Below are 20,810 nucleotides of genomic sequence, written 5' to 3' on the forward strand. Positions count from 1 at the left end.
CCTCCCTTTGTGGTAGAATCAAGCATAGTGTTCGTCAGCAGAGACAAACTCATACGGTATAAATACAGGAAGGTGAGATGAATTAATGGGTACAAAAACAGCAGCCATTTTACTAACAGCATGTCTGCTGCTTAGTGCTTGCACTGCGACGAAGCCGGAATCAGCGAATTCAGGTAACAGTGCCAAAGATCAGAGCAGTATGTCTTCCCTCCAAGGAAGCAATAAGCAAGCAGACAGTGATGAGCAAAAATCAGCGAGTACAACAAATACACAAAATGACAAAACCGCCGTTGAGAGCAACGACACTACAGTTTCGACATCAGCGGCTACCACTAACAAAATGTATCACTTGGACAAAGCTTACAATGTAATTCCTAATCAACAAGGTGCCGAAAAAAAAGTGGTGTTGCTGACATTTGATGATGGTCCGAAGGAAGCGGTCATGATTAACAAAATCATAGATATATTGGATAAGCACAAGGCAAAAGCGATTTTCTTCGTAAACGGTTATCGTGTAAAAGAACATCCTGAGTTGCTCAAGCTTATCCATGACCGTGGACAGCCCATTGGCAACCATAGCTGGGACCACATCGTTCTCAAGAACAAGTCTGAGGCTGAGGTCAAAAAACAGATTGAAACGGTACAAAAAATCGTTAAAGACACTACAGGCCAAGCACCCGTGTTCTTCCGTCCGCCTCATGGTGCTGGTGGAGACGTAGGTCGCAAGGTGGCTAAGGAAAATGGGCTCTTGTATATGACATGGTCCGTAGGCTCTCTGGACTGGACCATGAAAAAAAATCAACCTCATAAAACGGAGACACTTCTGAAAAACGTAACTGAACAACTTCATCCAGGCAGCAATATTTTGATGCATGAATTGCCATGGACAGCGGAGGCGCTGGACAGTCTATTGACGCGCCTTGAGCAGAAGGGCTATCAATTTGTTGATCCACAAAGCATTGAGATTCCTTCCAGTTAATAATCACTTGCGCATAGATCAAATGTAGATGATGTAAAAAAGCCTCCATCTCCACACATTTTGTGGGAAATGGAGGCTTTTTTAGCGTAATATTGCACGCACGTACTAGACGCAAGCTGTCACAATGCCTTTAATCACCAAAGCATTTCACTAATGGGTGGCGCACCTTTAATTCCCCACCATAGTAACGCTGCTGTAATAAGCACAAAAAGAGTGCTCAAAAAATTCAAAAACCATTTACTTACCCGAATACGGCGGGACGGAAACATTTCTGTCCGTGTTCGGTACTCACTGGCAGGAGTGTCCTCCTCCATTGTCACAGCAACTTCTGGCGCAGCGGCAACGTCTGCCAATTCTGGCATGGGTCGTGAAGCACGGGAGCGAACCAGTTTTGGCTTTGACCTGTCCTCCTCCTTGCCTTTACGACCATTTCGGCGGCTACCATAGGTCTGCACTCTGCTAAGTTCCTGATTCATTCTTCATACCTCCGAAAACGTAACGCTAAGCCAGATATAAGGTCAATCACAAAATGACAAATGATCGGTGCCCACAGGCTGCCTGTCTGCACATATATATATCCCAATCCATAACTGCTAAGAAAAACCCAGCCCGTGGGAATCCAGTGCCGTAAATATCGGATATGAATAACCGCAAACAAAATGCTTGTCCAATAAGGACCAAAGCTGTACTGAATCGCACCTCTAAACAAAAGTTCCTCACAGATCGAAACGATAGCAGCTATACAAATAATATGCCAAACCGGTCGATTTTGAAACAGCATTTGGTTAATACCACCGTCATCCATGGCATCCTCAGGCATGATCCGAGATAGCAGCAGATCCACTAATAGCATAGCGGCCGCCAGTCCCAATCCCCACCACAAGACGTGTAGAGTGCTGGGCAATGCAAATAGTTCAAACACATTTCTTTTCTGCAATATAATCCAGATTGCGCCAATCAGCAGGGTCAGCCCCTGAGTTAGATACAAATTGTAAAGCAGCAAGCGGTCATTCAATTCATGAATTTGCGCTCTTTTCCATTTCACTTTAAGCTTTTTCATAGTTAGTTAGTCCTCTGCTTAGTCTTCTTTAGCATCATAGCCAAAAAGTCGGGCGGATTCAAGAAGACTTAAATCTTAATTTTTCCGCATTCTGTAGCTATGTATCTAGTCGTCTATCCACACATGTCGCATGTCCTATTGACATGCCCATGTAAGCCATGATACATTATGAAAAAATTATTAGCGACAACAACAATGATGGAGAAAAGGTATTGATTTCGTCCTCAGAGAGCCGGTGCTTGGGTGGAAGCCGGTGGCGAAGTAACTACTTTCAGCACTCCTGAGTTATTGCATCGAGGTCTAGGGAATCTTTTCCCGACATTAGATGCAATCGGCAGAAAACCGTTATCCTTTCGGTCATTATATGACCGCTGAAGGCAGTCCATTGCGAAGTGGCTGCGAATTAGGGTGGTACCACGATAACTCTCGTCCCTTACTATGGAGATAGTATGTGATTCGGGAGTTTTTTTGATGCCCGAAAACCGTAAAGCGACTCCACATAAGGCCTTTGGTTGTCTGTTTGGTGCAAAGTGCTATTTTATTCCTTTTCTGCGTCAATGCGTTATCACACTGGTGTTTAGACCGCTCTCCTGTACTTTTTAGAAGCATTTCAAGTTTTTTCATGTTCTTTATGGAATGTATTTCAGTTTGAAGTACATCCTGTCCATAAAAGAAGTTAACTTTGAGGAGGAAACCAAATGTTTAAAGTGTTAGTATCCGATCCAATCAGTGACCTGGGCATTCAGCAGCTGATGGATGCAGACGATGTCACGGTGGACAAGAACACAGGTCTCAGCGAGGATGAATTGGTTCAAATTATTGGTGATTATGACGCATTACTCGTCCGAAGCCAAACCCGGGTAACCGAACGCATCATGGCGGCAGGTAAAAACCTCAAGGTTGTCGGACGTGCCGGGGTCGGCGTGGACAACATCGACCTTGAAGCAGCAACACAACGCGGGATTATCGTTATTAATGCTCCTGACGGCAATACAATTACGACATGTGAGCACACTTTTGCCATGATGATGGCACTGGCTCGCCATATTCCACAGGCTTACGCTAAAACCATCGGTGGTACATGGGATCGTAAAACATTCCTAGGTGTCGAACTGCGTAACAAAACACTTGGAGTCCTCGGCATGGGACGTATCGGCAGTGAGGTGGCTAAACGCGCCAAAGCATTTGGCATGAGCATCCTCGGTTATGATCCGTTTCTGACCGAAGAGCGCGCTGAGAAGCTGGGCATCAAGCTGGCCAGCGTGGACGAAATTATCCGCAACGCAGATTTCATGACTGTACACACGCCATTAACACCAGAAACCAAGCATATGATTGCTCGTCCGCAGTTTGAAGTAATGAAAAAAGGAATGCGCATCATCAACTGTGCCCGAGGCGGAGTTATCGATGAGATGGCTCTCGTTGAAGCCATTGATGAAGGTATCGTTGCCGGTGCAGCCTTTGACGTATTTGAGTCTGAACCACCAGCACAGGATCATCCATTCCTGAGCCATCCAAAAATTATCGTTACACCACATCTGGGTGCATCGACTGTCGAAGCTCAGGAGAACGTGGCGATCGACGTGTCTGAGCAGGTGCTGCATATTTTACGTGATGAGCCGTTTAAAAATGCGGTCAACATGCCTCCAGTACCATCCAATGTTATGACGCAATTGCAACCATATTTCTCGCTCGGAGAGAAGCTGGGCAGCTTTGCCGCTCAGATTACAAACCAAGCTGTACGCGAAATCCAAGTGGATTATGCTGGCGATTTGTCCTCTGTGGATACACAGCCGCTCACACGTTATATTTTGAAAGGCGTACTTAGCCGTCATCTAGGCAGCGATGTGAATATCGTAAACTCTGTGCATCTTGCCAAAACACGTGACGTTCATCTCATCGTCTCTCAGGCGCCTGCCACTAAGGGCTTTACCAACCTAATCACCGTTACGCTAAAAACGCAAAGCGGCGAAGAACAACGTGTATCTGGCACCCTGCTCGCAGGCTATGGTGAACGTATTGTTCGGTTGAACCAGTTCCCGGTAGACGTGGCACCTGAGGCTCATTTCTTGCTCATCTCCCATAATGATAAACCAGGCATTATCGGCCGTGTCGGCACCTTGCTTGGGGAGAACGGCGTCAATATCGCCTCCATGCAAGTAGGGCGTAAAATTGTTGGCGGCGAAGCGATCATGATTCTGACCGTTGATAAAGCCGTACCTAAAGAAGTGCTGATTCAACTCGTTGGCTTACCAGAACTGAATACTGCCCAAGAAGTAGTGCTGGATTAGTTTCAGTCAGTGTTGAGAAATTTCTTGGTTTTATTTATAAAGAGAGGCGCCCGGCTACCGAGGCGCCTTTTCTTATCTCCTTATCTAACATAGAAGCATACATTTGAATCAGAATGTTCCACGTTGAACAAGATAAATGTTGATTTTTCAACAAAAAGCACCCTCTTCCGAGGATGCCTGCAAACTAGGGTAAACAAGCCGTCGTTATAAGCTTGTTACAGAGCCCAGCCTTGTTTTATTGGAAATTGGCAACAAAATAGTGAACTCCGTCCCCTCTCCCAGTACGCTAGCAGCTGAGACAGAGCCTCCGTGAGCCTCTACGATGTTTCTAACAATAGCAAGCCCCAGTCCAGTCCCTTTGTCCTCACCACGTACTCTGGCCTTGTCTGCCTTGTAGAAGCGGTCAAAGATATAAGGTAGATCCTCGCTGGCAATGCCCACACCTTCATCCTTAATCCGAATGCGGATTAACTCATTCCGTTCTCCCAGAATTTGATCCGCCGCAATGGTAACTTTTTTCCCAGAGGGCGTATGTCTGAACGCATTATCCAGCAAATTGGTCAACACCTGCTCCAGTCGGTCTTCATCTGCCTCAGGCAACAGCAAGCGTTGACCTGGCTCATAATAATCGAGTGTCAGTCCCCGTTCCTTGGAACGAACCGTAAATTTCCGGTGAACACGCTCGATCAGTTCATTCACATCTACTTCCTGACGGTACATGTCTGTATGACCTGCCTCCATTCGGGCCAAATCAAGCAGATCCTTGACTAACCTTCCCATACGCAATGATTCATCATGGATGACCTGTACTAGCTCCTCAGATTCTTCCGGTGAACCTGCCATGCCGTCCAGCAAAGCCTCACTGTATCCCTGCATCATAGATAAGGGTGTACGAATTTCATGGGATACGTTGGCTACAAAATCGCTACGCATCTTCTCAAGTTTTACTTCTTCCGTAATATCTCTAAGTACGGCTACTGCACCACGAATAGCGTTATCTGTATACAGCGGCGCCATTTGCACTGACCAGGAGCCTTTCTTGACATGGATGTAGTCTCCGACATCCTCGCCTCTGTCCATAACCGTATGGAACAAAGACAGCAAAGGCTCTGGCACAGAAGCCCCGAATTCCTCCAGATCACGCCCCTGCCTCTCCAGCTTTCCCCAAATATCCAGCAAACTTTGTGCAGGCGGATTCGTCAAAATGATTTGTCCACTTCTGTCGAACGTAATTACGGCATCAGACATACTTCGCAGTACACTGGATAAATGGTTTTTCTCCTCATTCAGACTGCGGATCGTCGCTTCCAGTTCCGTAGACATATGGTTAAAAGTTTTCGCCAGCTCTCCAATCTCATCGCTGGTCACCAGCGAAAGCCGAGTATCATACCTTCCCTCACGGATGGCATTCGCCGCCTGAATCAACAGCTGCATAGGCTGTGTGATTTTAGTAAAAAGAAATAGAGCAAAAAAGGTCGTCAATAAAAATCCGACGATACATGTATAGGTGAATAAATGCTTGATTTCCGTCGATTCATGTGCTGCAAAATTTCTATTGATATACGGCAATAAAAAAAGCCCCAGAAAAATAAGCACAGAACCTACAAGACAAATGATGGTGATCCACAGCTTACCTACCAGCGATCTCCAGAAGTTCACGTTATTTCGGAACCTCCAGCTTATAACCTACGCCCCATACGGTCGTAATCATAGCCGCTGCCTCTGGCGATACCTTATTCAACTTTTCACGAAGCCGTTTCACATGCGTATCCACGGTGCGCAGATCACCAAAGAATTCGTAATTCCAAACATCTTTAAGCAGTTCTTCGCGCGAGAAGACTTTATCTGGCGATACAGCCAAATAATGCAATAGCTCGTACTCTTTAGGCGTTAGACTGATTTCAATTCCACCTGCAGTTACCCGGTGTGCATCATGCTCAATAATAAGATTTGGAAAAACAATACTATTGCTCGGCACCGCCTCTTTCGTTAAAAAGGCAGTCTCCGATGACCGTCGTAAAATTGCCTTTACCCGGTAGATGACCTCTCGCGGGCTAAAGGGCTTGACCACGTAATCATCAGCTCCGACTTCGAAGCCTTGCACGCGGTTCACTTCCTCGCCTTTGGCTGTCAGCATAATCACGGGTGTAGATTTGGTTTGACGTAGCCGTGTACACACTTCAATCCCGTCCATACCCGGAAGCATCACATCGAGCAAAATAATACTGTAATCGCTTGCAGTCGCTTTTTGGAGAGCAATCTCCCCATCCTCAGCTTCTTCAATTTCGTATCCTTCTTTTTCCAGATACATCCGCAGAAGGCGGCGAATGCGTTCTTCATCATCTACAATTAATATGCGGTTGCTTTGTTCTGACATATTCCCAGCCCCTTCGCTAAAAAAAGCATTCTCTCTATTTTACTATTTTCCCGTGCTTGGTCAAACTTTACTCTCATCCAACAGCCTCTTTACGCCAAAAAGGCCGGGGTTATGACCCCCGTCCTGTCCGTTTCTTTTTCGTGTTGTCTGATTTGGCAAGTTGAATGAGACGGTTGATTTCGTCCTTGGTTAGGGGTCTGGTAAGACCACGCTTCAAGTTTTGCAGCAATAGATCCCCGAAGGCAATCCGCTTGAGTCTGATGACTGGGTGCGAAATGGCCTCAAACATCCGTCTTACCTGACGATTTCTGCCTTCATAAATGGTAATCTGGATCACAGATTCCTTACCGTCCGGATCTACATCCTTATATTCTACCTCGGCCGGTGCAGTAATGCCATCCTCCAGCACGATTCCTTTTTTCAGCTTGTCCAGCTCAGTACCGTGCGGAACGCCTTTGACTGTAGCCACATACGTCTTCGGCACATGATGCTTGGGATGGGTGAGCAGATTGGCGAACTCTCCGTCATTGGTAAGCAACAGCAACCCTTCGGTGTCGTAATCGAGACGCCCGACCGGATATACGCGTTCTTTGACGCCTTTCAGATAGTCAGACACAATTTTGCGACCTTCCGGATCAGAAGCGCTTGTAATGACCCCTTTGGGTTTGTTCATCATCAAATAGATTTTTTTCTCAGTTTTGATCGGGCGTCCCTTTACTGTAATCATATCTTGATCAGGGTCTGCTTTCGTTCCCAGCTCAGTTACGGTAACCCCGTTTACTTCTACACTGCCCGCCTGAATAAGCTCCTCACATTTACGTCTGGAAGCTACACCAGCTTGGGCCAATATTTTCTGCAATCTTTCCATGTTCGCTAATTCACCTCATGCTAATGATACCCATCCATGAGCAAAATCACAACCCCCGTTCAAAAAACGGTGCAAATTTCAGAATACAAGCAAACAAATGGCAATAGCCGCCACAAAACCAACCACATCAGAAAATAGTCCCACCTTCAAGGCATATCGTCCATTGCGGATACCTACCGCACCAAAATATACAGTTAATACATACAGCGTTGTATCTGTGCTGCCCTGAATCGTTGAGGCAATCCGACCGATCATGGAATCGGGACCATAAGTGCGAATTAGATCCGTCGTGAACGCAAGTGAACCAGTGCCCGTCAATGGACGGAGCAAACCTAAAGGCAGCACCTCGCCAGGTACGCCCCAGTTTTTAATCCACGGGGCTACCCAGGATATTACATAGTCCAAGGCGCCGGATGCTCGAAAAATGCTAATCGCCACCATCATACCTACAAGATGAGGAATGATGCTGATGGCGGTAGAAAAGCCGTCTTTGGCTCCATCTACAAAAGAATCGTAGACAGGGACCTTTTTGGCATATGCATATAAAGGAATAAAAGCGAGAATAACCGGGATGGCCCAAGTCGATACGAGGTTAATAAAATTCAGCATGCCTCCCTCATCCTTTCCAAGTGGTGTCCCTGCCCTTGGTAGCTGTGATTCCTGTTCGCGGTACGGCGGGTGAAGATACGGGTGGTACAGGTGAAGAATCCGCAGATGTTGGTGCTGGTGAGGTGATTGGCGCCAAGGAGGTCTGGAACGGTGGATTGACTGGAGGACGGCGGCGCAATTCTCGACTACGATACCAACGATCCGCCGCAATGGCAGCAAAGGTGGCTATTGCGGTCGCCACCAATGTCGTTCCGACGATTTCTGCCGGGTGTGCAGAATGAAAATTTAACCGAATGGCGATCAACGTTGTAGGAATAAGCGTAATGCTGGCTGTATTCAGCGCGAGCAGCGTACACATGGCGGGTGTAGCGGTTTGCTTATCCGGATTGAGTGTTTGTAACTCTTGCATCGCCTTGATCCCCATTGGTGTTGCTGCATTCCCCAGTCCGAGCAGATTGGCGCTCATATTGGACAAAATGTAGCCCATAGCGGGATGATTACGAGGCACATCAGGAAAGAGAAAGGCGACCAACGGAGAAAGCAGTTTAGATATTTTCTGCAAGAGCCCACCGTCTTCAGCCAGCCTCATCATGCCCATCCAGAATACCAGCACACTTATCAGTCCAAAGCATACTGTAACACCCGTAGTTGCCCCGTCAAAAGCCGCCTTCGTCACCACCTCTATATTTCCCTGTGCGGCTGCAAATACAAATCCTATACAAATCAAAGCCACCCATATGAGATGAATCATGACTGATTCCCCCTTTTCCCAATGATGTGACACCGCAGTTTTATAGCATCAAGCCTACTTGCTTTATGCTCCGAACAGATTCTTAAGGATTTCATTCCATTTACTCGTCCAACCTCGTTGCTGAGTATGGTTTGCAGGAACTTGTGCAGTCGGCGCTTCCTGCTGTGGCTGTACAGTAGTTTGGGCAGGCAGCTTACTACCTTTTTCATATACAGGAACGGAACCGATCAATTTACCTTCCAGTAAAAATTCGACCCGTCCTCGTAAACCAAAAGACACGTCAACTCTATCTGCCGAAGCGGAATTTTTAAACAACACCAGTCTTTTGTGCAATTGAGTCTTCTCACCATCATGTAAAGGATAAGAAAAACTCGCACCTGTCAAGAGGGGGTAACCATCAATAGGCTGCTGCTTGTCCGTAATCGGAATAAGGGGATAATATCGGAAGCCGTAATCAAGCATACGGGCATGGTCATTCCAATCGTCCCCGTCATTCAAGGTAACAGCAGCAAGCTGACGCCCCTCACGTGTGGCCGAGCTGACCAGACAGCGAAACGCTTTTTTAGTAAAGCCTGTTTTAACACCGTCAGCTCCTTCATACAGCCGCAGCATTTTGTTTTTATTATGCCATGAGTAGTCCCAGGAATCGTTGGGGTTCGGTGCTTTTTTCAGTTCCGTTTTCACGATACGGGCAAAAGTTGGATTATGCAGCGCGTAAGCGGTGAGCCGGGCCAGATCGTTGGCTGAGGAATAATGTCCTTCGGCATCCAGCCCATGAGGATTAGCAAAATGTGTATGGTTTAGCCCAAGCTGAACAGCCTTGTCGTTCATTAAATGGACAAACCCCTCTTCTGTCCCCCCCACATGCTCGGCAATGGCAGAAGCCGCATCATTACCCGAACGGAGCATTAAGCCGTACAGCATATTTTCCAACGTCATTTGTTCACCCATTTGCAGAAAAAGCGAAGATCCTTCTTTGGCATACGCTGTCGAACTCACCTTTACTCGGTCCTGCAAGCGTCCATGTTCAATGGCTACGATCGCAGTCATAATTTTGGTTAGGCTAGCTATACGGAGCTCCCGGTCACCTTCGGCTGAATATATGATCCTTCCTGATGTGACATCAATCAAAGAAGCAGCCTGTGCATGAGTTCCTAACGCGGGCGGAGCTGCTTCTGTTTTTATTGCTCCCAGAACAGGCTGTGGACTTAGCAATGTAAGCGGCAATGACAAAATGAGCATAAGCGCTAGCGGCAAAACAAATGCGCGTGCCTTATTCTTAAAATGGCTATGATCCGCATGGATATGTTGTTTTTTTTTAAACATTTGGATTCCTCCGGATTTGAGCAAGTCTTGTACCATTCTATGTCCAAGCTGTTCAAAGTATGTCCACCTTTATAACAGAAAATTCCTTATACAGGACAGTCATTAGCCGCTCCTGTTTTGCTTTCTTTATACGTTAACCAAGCAACTTACACTCCTGAACACATATAATATTAGTTACTAACGTTAAATATGAAATCGGAGGATTACAACATGCAGCGATTACAGTTTGAAATGATTTTAAGATCGCGGATTGTAGAGTCCGCACAAGCATTGCATCAAAGCGGTGTATCCTTTGCCACTTTTGCTACCGCGCGTTGCAACCCGCAATTTTGGGAGTTAACGGAAAAAGGCGGTTTTCAGATCAGAGCAGGTGTTACTCCCGCACAGGGGATCAGAGATATCTTTATAAACGGTCAACAATACGCTTTTGAATGTGCAACAGCAATGGTTATTGTGCTGTACAAAGGAGTACTGGATTCCATTCTAGAAAGTGAGTTTAATCAGAATTTTGCAGATATGCTGTTGTATGATTGGCACTATGACAGTGATCTCAGGCTTATACAGCAGCAAGGCAGTCATAAAGCAGTTCCTGGGGACATCCTGTATTTCAACAATCCAGATGTGTCGTCAGATTCATTGGAATGGAAGGGAGAAAATGTCGTCAAACTGAAGGAAGATTCATTCTATGGACATGGGATTGGCATCTTGCCGGCTCAAGGTATTATTGATTCTCTTAATCGACATCGTCGCCCCGATGCCACGGTATCTGCTTATTTGACAAATGAAGTGATCTACCCTGACTTCGTTTACCTATCACAGTTCGCACCCGAAGAAAACCGAGAAAATGAACTATCAGTGAATACATTTTATTGCCAAGAATTCAGTCACTGTATACATGCTGTCATTGGCGGAAGGCAGTATATTCAGGAATAGGGCCGAGTGCATATTAAAAAGAAGGTATTCCTAGGCCGCGCTCGGCTTGGGGATACCTTCTTAAGAGAACACTTTTACTTTCAATAACTTTTACAAGTAAGCCGGTCCAGATTGACTTTGATCCGTATTAGCATTTGCAGGTACCTGTGGAGGTGGAGTCTGCATGTTGCTGCCTGAATTCTGGAAGATAGACTGCACCTTATCGATCAGGTATGGTGTGGAGTCGATGATTTTCTCAAACAGATGCGTTTGATTGTCCAACGGAACGATTTGTGCTCCCTGTTTGCCGACAACTAGAAAGGCAATGGGATGAATAGATACACCACCACCGCTACCGCCACCAAAAGGATGTACTTCCTTCCCACTATGATTCCCCGATGAGGAAGTATGAAGCGACTCTTCATCTACGTTAAAATCACTTCCGCCGGCTGCGAAGCCAAATCCCACCTTGCTGATTGGCAAAATAACGGAACCATCGGGTGTTTCCACTGCGTCTCCCACAATCGTATTCACGTCCACCATGGCCTTGATGTTCTCCATCGCGGTTTGCATGAGCCCTTGAATCGGATGATCTGACATGTTTTATTCCTCCTCTGCTTATCTCAAGCGTAGACTGCTTTTCTTTCGCTATTGTGCGCAAAGGTTCAGGAAATATGTATGTCAATACTCTACACTGTTTATTCTTTACTGTTGGCTTGATGATTCTCAGGAGCTTTGGAAATAACTCGCTTCCATGCCTCTATGCCTCCCGGAACGCGCCATATGCGGAAAGCTAATCTGAGCATGGAAAAGATTAAATAACCGAACGATATTTTTGCTTCACAATTCAAAATGGTAGTAAAACGTAGCCGGTCCACCCAATAAGGCACCACAAACACCTTTGGGGTACATTCCATGCGCACAATGCTGGAGGCAAAACCGATCAAGGTCGTTTTTAACCCCCACAACATACCAGTTGAGGTCGCTGTATAAGCTGCGTCAGCCAGACTAATATTGGTAGACCACTCCATTTTCGACACCGTTACATGGGCCAATGTATGTCTCAGCCATCGCTGTAAGGATTGTGTACCCTTGAGCAAAACCCGTATATCATGTATAAATTGCTTGATTTTTTCGGTATCAATATTTCCGCTATCCACAGAAGCATCCGTTTTATGTATGTTTTTATTGCGGTCAAGCCGATAGAGAAGCCCTTTTTTCAAACCTGTAATGAGAATGGCTGGAATATCGTAATTCATTTTGATCAAGCCGTATAGAAATCTGATCTCTAGATGCGCCCGATCATCATTGTCATGCTTGGCAATTTCCAGCTTCAATCGAATACGAGAGAGCAGAATAGCCAGTACAATGAATATAAGAATGATGATGGCGATACTGATCCATTTCCACACTGGCGAGTCCTCCCTACCCTTTTCTATAGAATACCATGGCAAAAATAGTATGACCTTTCAGCGGAAAATCATGCATCTTAAAATGCCAAACAGCCAGCCCTCAATGACGTAAGGACTGGCTGTCTTTTGAATTTTTTTGTTTTTTTGAATTTAGGATTCCAGATCCGAATCGTTCTCCGCAGGCTGGCTACTCTCCAGACGCTCGAACAACAGCTGTGTCTCTTCTTCTAAATTGTCTGAATCCTCGAACTGCTCTGGTTGCGGTAGATCTTCGAGAGACCCTAGACCGAAATAATCCAAGAATGATTTCGTCGTTCCATACAATATTGGTCGTCCGATGGCCTCAGCTCGACCCTTCTCTTCAATGAGCTCCTTGTTGACCAGTGTATGTATGGCCCGCTCGGATTTGACCCCTCGAATCTCTTCGATTTCAACTCTTGTAATGGGCTGGCGGTAGGCCACAATGGCCAATGTCTCCAAAGCAGCTTGAGACAATGAGGCACGTGCCGGAGAGTAGGCGAGCTTTTCAAAATAAGGTGCATGTTCGGATAAAGTTGCAAGCTGATAATGACCGGCAATACGGACAAGCTGCAGACCTCTTCCTCCCTGCTCCATATCCTGTTTCATATCCTCCAGACACTTTTCAACCAGCTCTTGCTGCTGCTCTACAATGTCGGCGATCTGCTTGGTGGACAACCCTTCCTCTCCCGCGAGAAACAGCAGCCCCTCAATAATTGATTTCAGCTTCAGATAATCCATTAACCCGTAAATCCCCTCTCCACTCCATTACAATATCATCGAAAAGCTTCTCCTGATAACAGAAGATTTGCTTCATTTTCATCAATTCAAGGATAGCCAAAAAGGTTACAACCACCTCATGCCGATACATATCCTCATGCATCAGCTTGGAGAACAGCAGCCGTCCTCCATTCCCCACCTTCTCTAACGCCCCGATAACTTGCCGGATACGGTCCTTGACTGAAATTTCGTCCCGATGAACACGGGTTACCGTCGTACGTCGTTCAGCTTTGCGCAATGCACGCTGAAAGGCCGCGACCAAATCGCTCGCATGCAGCCCATGCACCGGATTTGCGGGTTCGGTTGGCAGGAATGCGCTCAAATCTTCCGGCTCCTTGCCATAAATCAGACTACGTTCCCACTCCCGTTCGCTCAGATGGCGAGCAATCCCTTTGTATTTACGATACTCCACCAGCTTGCGAACCAGTTCCTCGCGTGGATCATAGTCTTCTTCTTCATAAAAATCCAAATCGTCATATTCCATCACAGGTGGCTTGGGAAGCAACAATTTACTCTTAATGGATAAGAGCGTCGCCGCCATCACTAGAAACTCGCTTGTAATGTCCAGCTCCAGCTCCTGCATACTGTGCAAAAAAGCCATGTACTGATCAGTAATATCGCTAATCGGGATATCCTGAATGTCGATCTCGGCTTTATCAATCAGATGCAACAGTAGATCCAGCGGACCCTCGAATGTTTCCAGCTTGTAATTTACGACTGTCAATGTGCTTCCCCCTGCCTTACTCCAATCATCATTCAACAATACCTTTCCCCATTAGCACTTATGCTCTACGTTATCAATCCCTCTTTCTGTAGTATATACGTCATCGCCTTGCTTAACAATCTAATCCCTTTTCCACTTTGCAGTTTATGCCGTTCTTTCAGCCATTTATATGATTAGAACTGCTTACCGAGATTGGCCATTTCAATCGCAGCCAGCGCAGAATCCCAACCTTTATTACCAGCCTTTGTACCTGCCCGTTCTATGGCCTGCTCAATATTTTCCGTAGTCACTACACCAAAAATAATAGGGACACCCGTTTTCAGACTGCTTGCCGCCACACCCTTGGCCACTTCATTGCAGACGATATCATAGTGTGAAGTAGAACCACGGATAACCGTGCCAAGCGTAATGACAGCATCATACTTTCCACTTGCGGCCATTTTTTGTGCAATAAGCGAAATTTCAAATGCACCCGGCACCCACGCTACATCAATTTCATCTTCCTGTGCACCATGTCTTTGAAGTGCATCAAGTGCACCGCTCAACAGTTTGCTTGTAATAAATTCATTAAATCTGCCCACCACAATACCATACTTTAAACCATTCGATACGAGATTACCTTCCAGAAAACGTGCCATGCTTATCAACCTCTCTTTTTTTGAATTATTTACAATGACAAACGACGACGGTAGTCGATTAAATGCTGAATGCTAATCAGCTTCAATTGATGTCGCTTGGCGATCACGACCAAATCAGGTAAGCGGGCCATCGAACCATCTTCCTTTATAATTTCGCAAATGACCCCGGCAGGCTTAAAGCCGCTGAGTCGGGCCAGATCGACAGCCGCTTCAGTATGACCGGCACGCTGCAAGACCCCACCATCGCGAGCAATTAGTGGGAACATGTGACCAGGTTTGCGAAAATCGCTTCCCGTGATTGCTTCGTCGGCTAAGGCACGAACAGTCAAAGAGCGCTCAGCCGCTGAAATCCCCGTTGTTGTCTTCATATGATCTACCGATACCGTAAAGGCGGTACCATGAAAATCTGTGTTTTGCTCTACCATAGGATGCAATTCCAATGCCTTGGCTCGGTGCTGTGTGATCGGCACACAGACCAATCCGCGACCTTCTGTAATCATGAAATTGATCACCTCGGGCGATGCTTTTTCAGCCAAAGCGATAAAGTCGCCTTCATTTTCCCGCTGTTCATCATCCACTACAATAACGACTTTGCCGTTCTTTAAATCCTCCAATGCTTCTTCGATGGAATCCAATCGGATCTCTTCGTCATAGTGCAACTCATCCTGCTCCATGATGTTTGTCGTTGCACTTGTTTGGATGCCTCTATCCATAACCCTCTCCTCCTTATGTCTTGTGTCACGAATGCTCCTGAACCAATTTCTCTATTATTCTGTAACAGGCTGTATCAGGCAAAGCCGTGTTTCGCCAAATAGTCCAAACTAAGTGGGGCTTGATCGGCTCTCTCCATCGACGCTGAACCTCTGTAATGTAAAAGTTGCTCCACATATTTGCCCAATATATCGCATTCAATATTCACGGTATCTCCCTCACGTTTGGCTTGTAAGGCCGTTTCGGCTAAGGTGTGGGGGATAATAGATACAGCAAAGCTATTTCTCGTCCGCTGCGCGACTGTGAGGCTGATACCATCAATTGTAATTGACCCCTTGAGAAGAACATATTTAAATAATGCTTGATCAGAAGGCTCAACTTCGAACACTACCGCATTCTGCTCTGATGTCACTCCGCGAATCGTACCCGTCCCGTCCACATGTCCCTGTACGATATGTCCTCCGAATCTTCCACTCGCCGCCATCGCCCGCTCCAAATTGACTCGACTGCCGGATCTGAGTTCCCTTAGATTACTGCTGCGAAAAGTCTCAGGCATCACATCAACCTTAAAATCTTTAGTACCAATCTGTATTGCCGTCAGGCAAACACCATTCACCGAGACACTGTCGCCTATTTTCAAATCGTCCAATACCACAGAACCCGAAATCCCCAGCACCATCGCTTCACCACTTTTGGAAATACTTTGAATGCGACCCACTTCCTCGACCAATCCGGTAAACATGCTTTCACTCCTTTCCACTACATTTCAGTTTATCCCTAATTCATCAGCTGTAAGCGCAAATAACCCCCAGTCAGGATTCAATCCGTCATGGGGGTGATGAGAGTCACATATGTAGTATACAAGCGCAGTTCATACATGTATTAAAATGACATGAAATCATAGGTCTGCCAAAAGAAAGCATGATGACAATACAGCCAATTATGCTCAGAACACTATCGAAAAGAAAGCTTAATAAAAGCTGTCGTCCGATGCTGTCCTACAACGAAATAAGCCGTACGTACTTTTACGTATGCTAAAAATTGGCACATGTCACGTCATGCACATGCGCTTCGTATCCTTCTCCCATCCAGACTATACTGTCGGTCCCGGAATTGCACCAGGTCCACCTTCTGCTGATTGTTCAGCATCCGGGTCACGGACTAAGCCATGCTGTGTTCTCAGAAGCGATTCACAAACATGTCATCACCGCCGGTGGGGAATTTCGCCCCGCCCCGAAGGATCTTGCTCTTATTTAATTGAATTAACATTAAACTTGTTACGTATATTAGCACCGACTTCTAAAAAAAGCAAGTTATCTAATCGAAGCTCCTGCTTTGCTTTTGACATATTGAGTGGAGAGTTCCTCAAACCAGGTTTTATCATTCATATGAAGCGCCAGGTCAATCAGATCGGCCAGTTCGTCGACTCCAAGCTGCGTATCATGATCAAAGGTAATGACAGCTGAAGCAACAGGTCCTCGCTCTCCCTCAGAACATGCTTCATAATCCAGTCTTACATCCACATGCCCATCAATAAACTCGCATTTTAGAAAATAAATAATTTCACACATTAAAATAGGGCGCACTTGTGTTTCTAACACGCAATCCATCACCTTGGCAGAATAATGCTGGTTCGTCAGCGTGAATTTGTGTTCTGTTGCCGCCAGCGATGCCCGTCCAAAATCATCCGTAAACTTGAGTTCCACTGGCGTGATGTTCATAACCTTGGGGATTTGCTTCTTTATAATTTCAATTATTTCAACTGTGTTCAGCTTAATCATTACCTGCACCTCATTGCATCTTAAAATTCAGAAGAAGACTTTATAACATACCTTCTATAGGCCTCCACTCCTATATCGGAAATCATTACCTGTTTTTTTATGCTTCAACCCATAAACGCAAAAAAAGATTCCTGGCGCAGCAAGCGCTAGGAATCTCAATCGAACCGGTGCCGAAACAGCGGCTAACAATGTTACACAATTATTATGCAAAAAACAGAATTACAACTCCGAAATTTCATGTTTCTTTTTCAGGATAGTCCAGCGACGCTCAATTTCCTGCTCAAAGGTAGCCAGCGTTGCTTCCTCTTTGAGAAGATGCTTCGTTTTACCCATTAATTTCAGCCATTCTGCGGCTGGAATCCGTTTTCCCTTGTCTTCCGGATTGTACGTAATCGTCGTGCTCCCTTGCTCGATTTCGTACAAAGGAAAGAAGCAAGACTCGACTGCGGCGCCCACGATGCTAGTACCCAATCTGTCTTCGGATTTCCAGTTGAGTGGGCAGGCGCACAGAATTTTACCATATGCCGTACCCACGTTGTTGGCGTACCATTGAGCCTTGGCGGCTTTGCGCAGCATATCCTGCGGATGACTTTCGGCTGCTGTAAAGGCATACGGGATGTTACAGGCGGCCATAATTTGCACAGTATCCTTATGATGCCCTTGTTTCCCTTTTTGCATTTTCCCTACACCCGACGTACTCGTCATATGCCCCATTGGAGTGGAGTACGATTGCTGAGAGCCTGTATTCATGTATCCCTCGTTATCATATTCGAGCATGATCAGTTTATGGTTACGCAGAGCCGCACCAATCGCAGAACCCATACCAATATCCATCCCGCCGTCACCACTGATCATGATAAAGGTCGGATCATCCGACATCTCAATTTCATTACGTCGCTTCATCTCCATGTAAGCTTCCAGCGCTCCTGAAAGGGTAGCGGCCCCGTTTTGAAAAAGATTATGGATCATCGGTTGCTTGTGTGATGTGTATGGGTACCCTGTCGTCACCACATATACGCAGCCAGTCTGGAACAGTACAACAATGTCGCCTTCAATCCCTTTAAAAAACAGTTCTAGTGCAGACAAGGCTCCACAACCAGGACAAGCCCCATGACCCGGAGTAAGACGGCGTGGTTTGGTTGTTAACGAACGCAGAGGTGGTACCTTGACTTTGAGCTTCCCGGTTGCCTCGTCCGGCGTAACCTGAATCAGACCCGTACGGTATGCATTGCCACGTGGTGGCTGCATGACTTGCGGCATCACCTTGTCCGCTGAACCCGGATTAATCCCGTAATAATCAAAGGGCTTCTCCGCTCGTCCAGCCTCTGCCGCCTCAATCGCAAGCTGGAAGAACGCCTCTGCATCTTCCGCATAAAAATCCTTTCCTCCCAAGCCAAAGATACGGCTCAATACGAGGGTTTGATTCAGTGGGTCCTCCTGCAACGCCGCTTTAATTTCGTGGGTCAAATTACCGCCATCCGACCCGTACGAATCTGCACGTTCACCCACCAACAACGCCTTGACATGGCGCAACGCCTCCCGCAGTTGTGCGGCTGGGAACGGCCGGATAATATTCGGACGAATCACACCAGCTTTAATGCCACGCGCACGGAGTTGATCCGCCACATCCTTGGCCGATTCAGCCGCCGAATTCAGCAGAAATACCGCAACCTCAGCATCCTCCATATGATACAGGTCCAAAATCGGATATTCCCGACCGGATAAAGCAGCATATTCTGCTGCTACCTGCTCATATACTCCTTCTGAAAGCTTCAACGCTTCGGACAGTTGAACGTGATTATTCGTCAGGTCATCACCGTTCATATGCGCACCCACAGTGACAGGATGATCAAAATCCGTAATATTCGGATAATTCAGGTTCGGATTGGGGCCTACAAAATCGCGCACGGTCTCTGCATCGGCAAAATATTGCACTTTACGTTTTTGATGAGATGTATAAAAACCGTCGTATGCGACCATTACAGGCAACCGTACATCGCTATGCTCTGCGATTTTCAGGGCCATGATGTTCATATCATACACAGCCTGTGGCGTACTTGCCGCCAAAATGACCCAGCCTGTGTTCAAACCATAATACAGGTCCGAATGATCCCCCCGAATATCCAAGGGACCACTGACAGCTCTTGTCACCAGGTTCATAACCATAGGGAAACGGGTACCTGACTGAACAGGCAACTGCTCCAGCATGTACAGGAAACCTTGCGAACTGGTGGCGTTCACAACCCGCGCTCCAGCTGCCGCAGCTCCATAACAAATCCCTGCCGATCCGTGTTCTCCATCGGCTGCAACCAGTTTAATATTATGCTGACCACGCGTTTTCATTTGATCCAGATACTGCGCTACCTCGGTCGATGGAGTGATCGGGAAATATCCCATCATATGATAATTGATCTGCGCAGCCGCCGTAGCTGCCATTTCATTACCGGATTCGAATGTTGTCACTTGTGCGGCGCCCGTCTGTTTGAGTTCTTCCTCCAGCTTTGCCATTACGCACGCCCTCCTTCATATACTGGAAATTGGTGGGCAACGCGATGCTGCTCCGCCCAGCCCCATTGTTCGCGACGCGAGCTTAATGCCCCTGACGGGCAAATATCTACACACTTCAGACACCCTTTGCAATACTGGTAATCAATCCCTTGCAAAAACGGCATCATTCTTCCGCGTTTGTCTGCTTGCTCTTCCCATACAAAGCAGTAATCCGGGCAAATCGAATCACACTTGGCACAATGAGTACATTTATCAGCTTCATACTCAGGTACATAACCCTGACGTGAACCACTAACATCTTTCGTCATGCTGTTGCCCTGAGTTGCAATAACGCCCCCCAGCAATTGAGTTTCGTACCCTAGCAAAGGCTGCGGACGTTCAAAAACCCGATCCTGCGCATCAGCAGTAACCGGATATACATGTAGTTGCATTTCTTCAAAACCACGATTAAACGTACGCAAATTAGGTTCCACTAATTGTGGATTTTTCTTTTCAAAAGTACTGCGAATAACCGATCTCATTGCTTCCGGGTCCAGGAAATCACAGACACGGAACAAGGCACCTAGCATGGACGTATTTAGTTTGGTCCGCTCTTCCAGTGCGATGCCCATCGCATCCACCACTGCTAATGTACCGGATACCAGTCCCAAATCAGCCCGTATTTCTTCTGCCGGACGTGTGGAATTTACCACTACAATCCCATCTGCTGGCAGGCCGCTGATTACATTTACCGTTTTGTATAACGTTTCATGGAAAATGCCTACCACATGCGGTTGCTCGATCGGACTGTGATCGCGAATATCCACCTCCGGCTCACAGAAGCGAACAAAGCTTTTAACTGGGGATCCCTTCTTTTCCGAACCGTAGGATGAGAAATTTGAAGCATTCAGTCCCAGACCAAGTACCCCGGTTTCGGCCAACATTTTGCCAGCCAGATTTGCGCCGAGTCCACCAATGGATTCCAGCCGGATTTCAAAAAATCCGAGTCGATTTGTGCGCGTTAAAATAGACAATGTGATAAGCCCCCTTCTTTTCCAACTCTTACTGAGCTTGAATACTCATATA

At 46.5% G+C, this 20,810-nt stretch carries 21 protein-coding genes, 1 riboswitch and 1 other annotated feature; of the genes, 3 read left to right on the forward strand and 18 right to left on the reverse strand.

The window, feature by feature from the left end; all coding sequences use genetic code 11:
• The first annotated feature begins 85 nt into the window (after window positions 1–85).
• The gene (locus ACUC6J_RS14485) at window positions 86–979 is read left to right on the forward strand and encodes a polysaccharide deacetylase family protein (protein WP_447249027.1); all 894 of its coding nucleotides are present in this window, start codon (window positions 86–88) and stop codon (window positions 977–979) included.
• Between the two features lie 134 nt (window positions 980–1,113).
• Here the strand turns inward: ACUC6J_RS14485 and ACUC6J_RS14490 are convergent, their stop codons facing one another.
• Both ACUC6J_RS14490 and ACUC6J_RS14495 read right to left on the reverse strand, forming a co-directional pair.
• Complete coding sequence (locus ACUC6J_RS14490) at window positions 1,114–1,455, reverse strand: hypothetical protein (protein WP_447249028.1); 342 nt, start codon at window positions 1,453–1,455, stop codon at window positions 1,114–1,116.
• On the reverse strand, window positions 1,452–2,039 hold the full coding sequence (locus tag ACUC6J_RS14495) for a CPBP family glutamic-type intramembrane protease (protein WP_447249029.1): 588 nt from the start codon (window positions 2,037–2,039) through the stop codon (window positions 1,452–1,454). Before ACUC6J_RS14495 ends, ACUC6J_RS14490 begins: the two co-directional genes overlap by 4 nt.
• 186 nt (window positions 2,040–2,225) lie before the next feature.
• Window positions 2,226–2,476: a binding site (T-box leader), on the forward strand.
• Window positions 2,477–2,737: 261 nt separating this feature from the next.
• Between ACUC6J_RS14495 and serA the strand changes: the two genes are divergently transcribed.
• The gene (gene serA / locus ACUC6J_RS14500) at window positions 2,738–4,330 is read left to right on the forward strand and encodes a phosphoglycerate dehydrogenase (protein WP_447249030.1); all 1,593 of its coding nucleotides are present in this window, start codon (window positions 2,738–2,740) and stop codon (window positions 4,328–4,330) included.
• 204 nt (window positions 4,331–4,534) lie between these two features.
• On the opposite strand, the gene ACUC6J_RS14505 is transcribed toward serA, so the two are convergent.
• The 6 genes from ACUC6J_RS14505 to ACUC6J_RS14530 form a co-directional block, all read right to left on the reverse strand.
• Window positions 4,535–5,989, reverse strand: coding sequence for an ATP-binding protein (locus ACUC6J_RS14505; protein WP_447249031.1), 1,455 nt, complete (start codon window positions 5,987–5,989; stop codon window positions 4,535–4,537).
• A 1-nt stretch (window position 5,990) separates the two neighbouring features.
• A complete protein-coding gene (locus ACUC6J_RS14510) occupies window positions 5,991–6,707 on the reverse strand; it encodes a response regulator transcription factor (protein ID WP_013371713.1) in 717 nt (238 codons plus the stop codon).
• Between the two features lie 109 nt (window positions 6,708–6,816).
• Window positions 6,817–7,575, reverse strand: a complete 759-nt coding sequence (locus tag ACUC6J_RS14515; protein WP_013371714.1) for a pseudouridine synthase — start codon at window positions 7,573–7,575, stop codon at window positions 6,817–6,819.
• Window positions 7,576–7,653: 78 nt separating this feature from the next.
• Window positions 7,654–8,184, reverse strand: a complete 531-nt coding sequence (locus tag ACUC6J_RS14520) for a spore maturation protein (protein ID WP_447249032.1) — start codon at window positions 8,182–8,184, stop codon at window positions 7,654–7,656.
• A 7-nt stretch (window positions 8,185–8,191) separates the two neighbouring features.
• A complete protein-coding gene (locus ACUC6J_RS14525; protein WP_447249033.1) occupies window positions 8,192–8,935 on the reverse strand; it encodes a nucleoside recognition domain-containing protein in 744 nt (247 codons plus the stop codon).
• 63 nt (window positions 8,936–8,998) lie between these two features.
• On the reverse strand, window positions 8,999–10,261 hold the full coding sequence (locus ACUC6J_RS14530; RefSeq protein ID WP_447249034.1) for a serine hydrolase: 1,263 nt from the start codon (window positions 10,259–10,261) through the stop codon (window positions 8,999–9,001).
• A 210-nt stretch (window positions 10,262–10,471) separates the two neighbouring features.
• On the opposite strand from ACUC6J_RS14530, the gene ACUC6J_RS14535 reads away from it, so the two are divergent.
• Window positions 10,472–11,194, forward strand: coding sequence for a protein-glutamine gamma-glutamyltransferase (locus ACUC6J_RS14535; RefSeq protein ID WP_447249035.1), 723 nt, complete (start codon window positions 10,472–10,474; stop codon window positions 11,192–11,194).
• A 90-nt stretch (window positions 11,195–11,284) separates the two neighbouring features.
• On the opposite strand, the gene ytfJ is transcribed toward ACUC6J_RS14535, so the two are convergent.
• The 10 genes from ytfJ to ACUC6J_RS14585 form a co-directional block, all read right to left on the reverse strand.
• A complete protein-coding gene (gene ytfJ, locus ACUC6J_RS14540) occupies window positions 11,285–11,773 on the reverse strand; it encodes a GerW family sporulation protein (protein WP_016822238.1) in 489 nt (162 codons plus the stop codon).
• Window positions 11,774–11,871: 98 nt separating this feature from the next.
• The gene (locus ACUC6J_RS14545) at window positions 11,872–12,585 is read right to left on the reverse strand and encodes a DUF2953 domain-containing protein (RefSeq protein ID WP_447249036.1); all 714 of its coding nucleotides are present in this window, start codon (window positions 12,583–12,585) and stop codon (window positions 11,872–11,874) included.
• Between the two features lie 150 nt (window positions 12,586–12,735).
• Window positions 12,736–13,344: an SMC-Scp complex subunit ScpB gene (gene scpB / locus ACUC6J_RS14550; protein ID WP_013371722.1), complete on the reverse strand. Its 609-nt coding sequence runs from the start codon at window positions 13,342–13,344 to the stop codon at window positions 12,736–12,738.
• Entirely contained in the window at window positions 13,313–14,107 is a 795-nt protein-coding gene (locus tag ACUC6J_RS14555; protein WP_017427525.1) for a segregation and condensation protein A, read from the reverse strand. The genes scpB and ACUC6J_RS14555 overlap by 32 nt, the downstream gene beginning before the upstream one ends.
• A 173-nt stretch (window positions 14,108–14,280) precedes the next feature.
• Window positions 14,281–14,745 carry a 6,7-dimethyl-8-ribityllumazine synthase gene (gene ribH / locus ACUC6J_RS14560; RefSeq protein WP_025366264.1) on the reverse strand — a complete coding sequence of 155 codons (465 nt, stop codon included), beginning with the start codon at window positions 14,743–14,745 and terminating at the stop codon, window positions 14,281–14,283.
• 29 nt (window positions 14,746–14,774) lie between these two features.
• Window positions 14,775–15,458, reverse strand: coding sequence for a 3,4-dihydroxy-2-butanone-4-phosphate synthase (gene ribB / locus ACUC6J_RS14565; RefSeq protein ID WP_447249037.1), 684 nt, complete (start codon window positions 15,456–15,458; stop codon window positions 14,775–14,777).
• Between the two features lie 74 nt (window positions 15,459–15,532).
• The gene (gene ribE / locus ACUC6J_RS14570; RefSeq protein WP_016822244.1) at window positions 15,533–16,198 is read right to left on the reverse strand and encodes a riboflavin synthase; all 666 of its coding nucleotides are present in this window, start codon (window positions 16,196–16,198) and stop codon (window positions 15,533–15,535) included.
• Window positions 16,199–16,528: 330 nt separating this feature from the next.
• A riboswitch (FMN riboswitch) is annotated at window positions 16,529–16,701 on the reverse strand.
• A gap of 68 nt (window positions 16,702–16,769) precedes the next feature.
• Window positions 16,770–17,237, reverse strand: coding sequence for an IDEAL domain-containing protein (locus ACUC6J_RS14575; RefSeq protein ID WP_016822245.1), 468 nt, complete (start codon window positions 17,235–17,237; stop codon window positions 16,770–16,772).
• A gap of 219 nt (window positions 17,238–17,456) precedes the next feature.
• Window positions 17,457–19,745: a thiamine pyrophosphate-dependent enzyme gene (locus tag ACUC6J_RS14580; RefSeq protein WP_123797345.1), complete on the reverse strand. Its 2,289-nt coding sequence runs from the start codon at window positions 19,743–19,745 to the stop codon at window positions 17,457–17,459.
• Window positions 19,745–20,758: a 2-oxoacid:acceptor oxidoreductase family protein gene (locus ACUC6J_RS14585; RefSeq protein ID WP_016822248.1), complete on the reverse strand. Its 1,014-nt coding sequence runs from the start codon at window positions 20,756–20,758 to the stop codon at window positions 19,745–19,747. Before ACUC6J_RS14585 ends, ACUC6J_RS14580 begins: the two co-directional genes overlap by 1 nt.
• Window positions 20,759–20,810 lie beyond the last annotated feature (52 nt).

This window comes from Paenibacillus sp. JJ1683 (assembly GCF_053006485.1).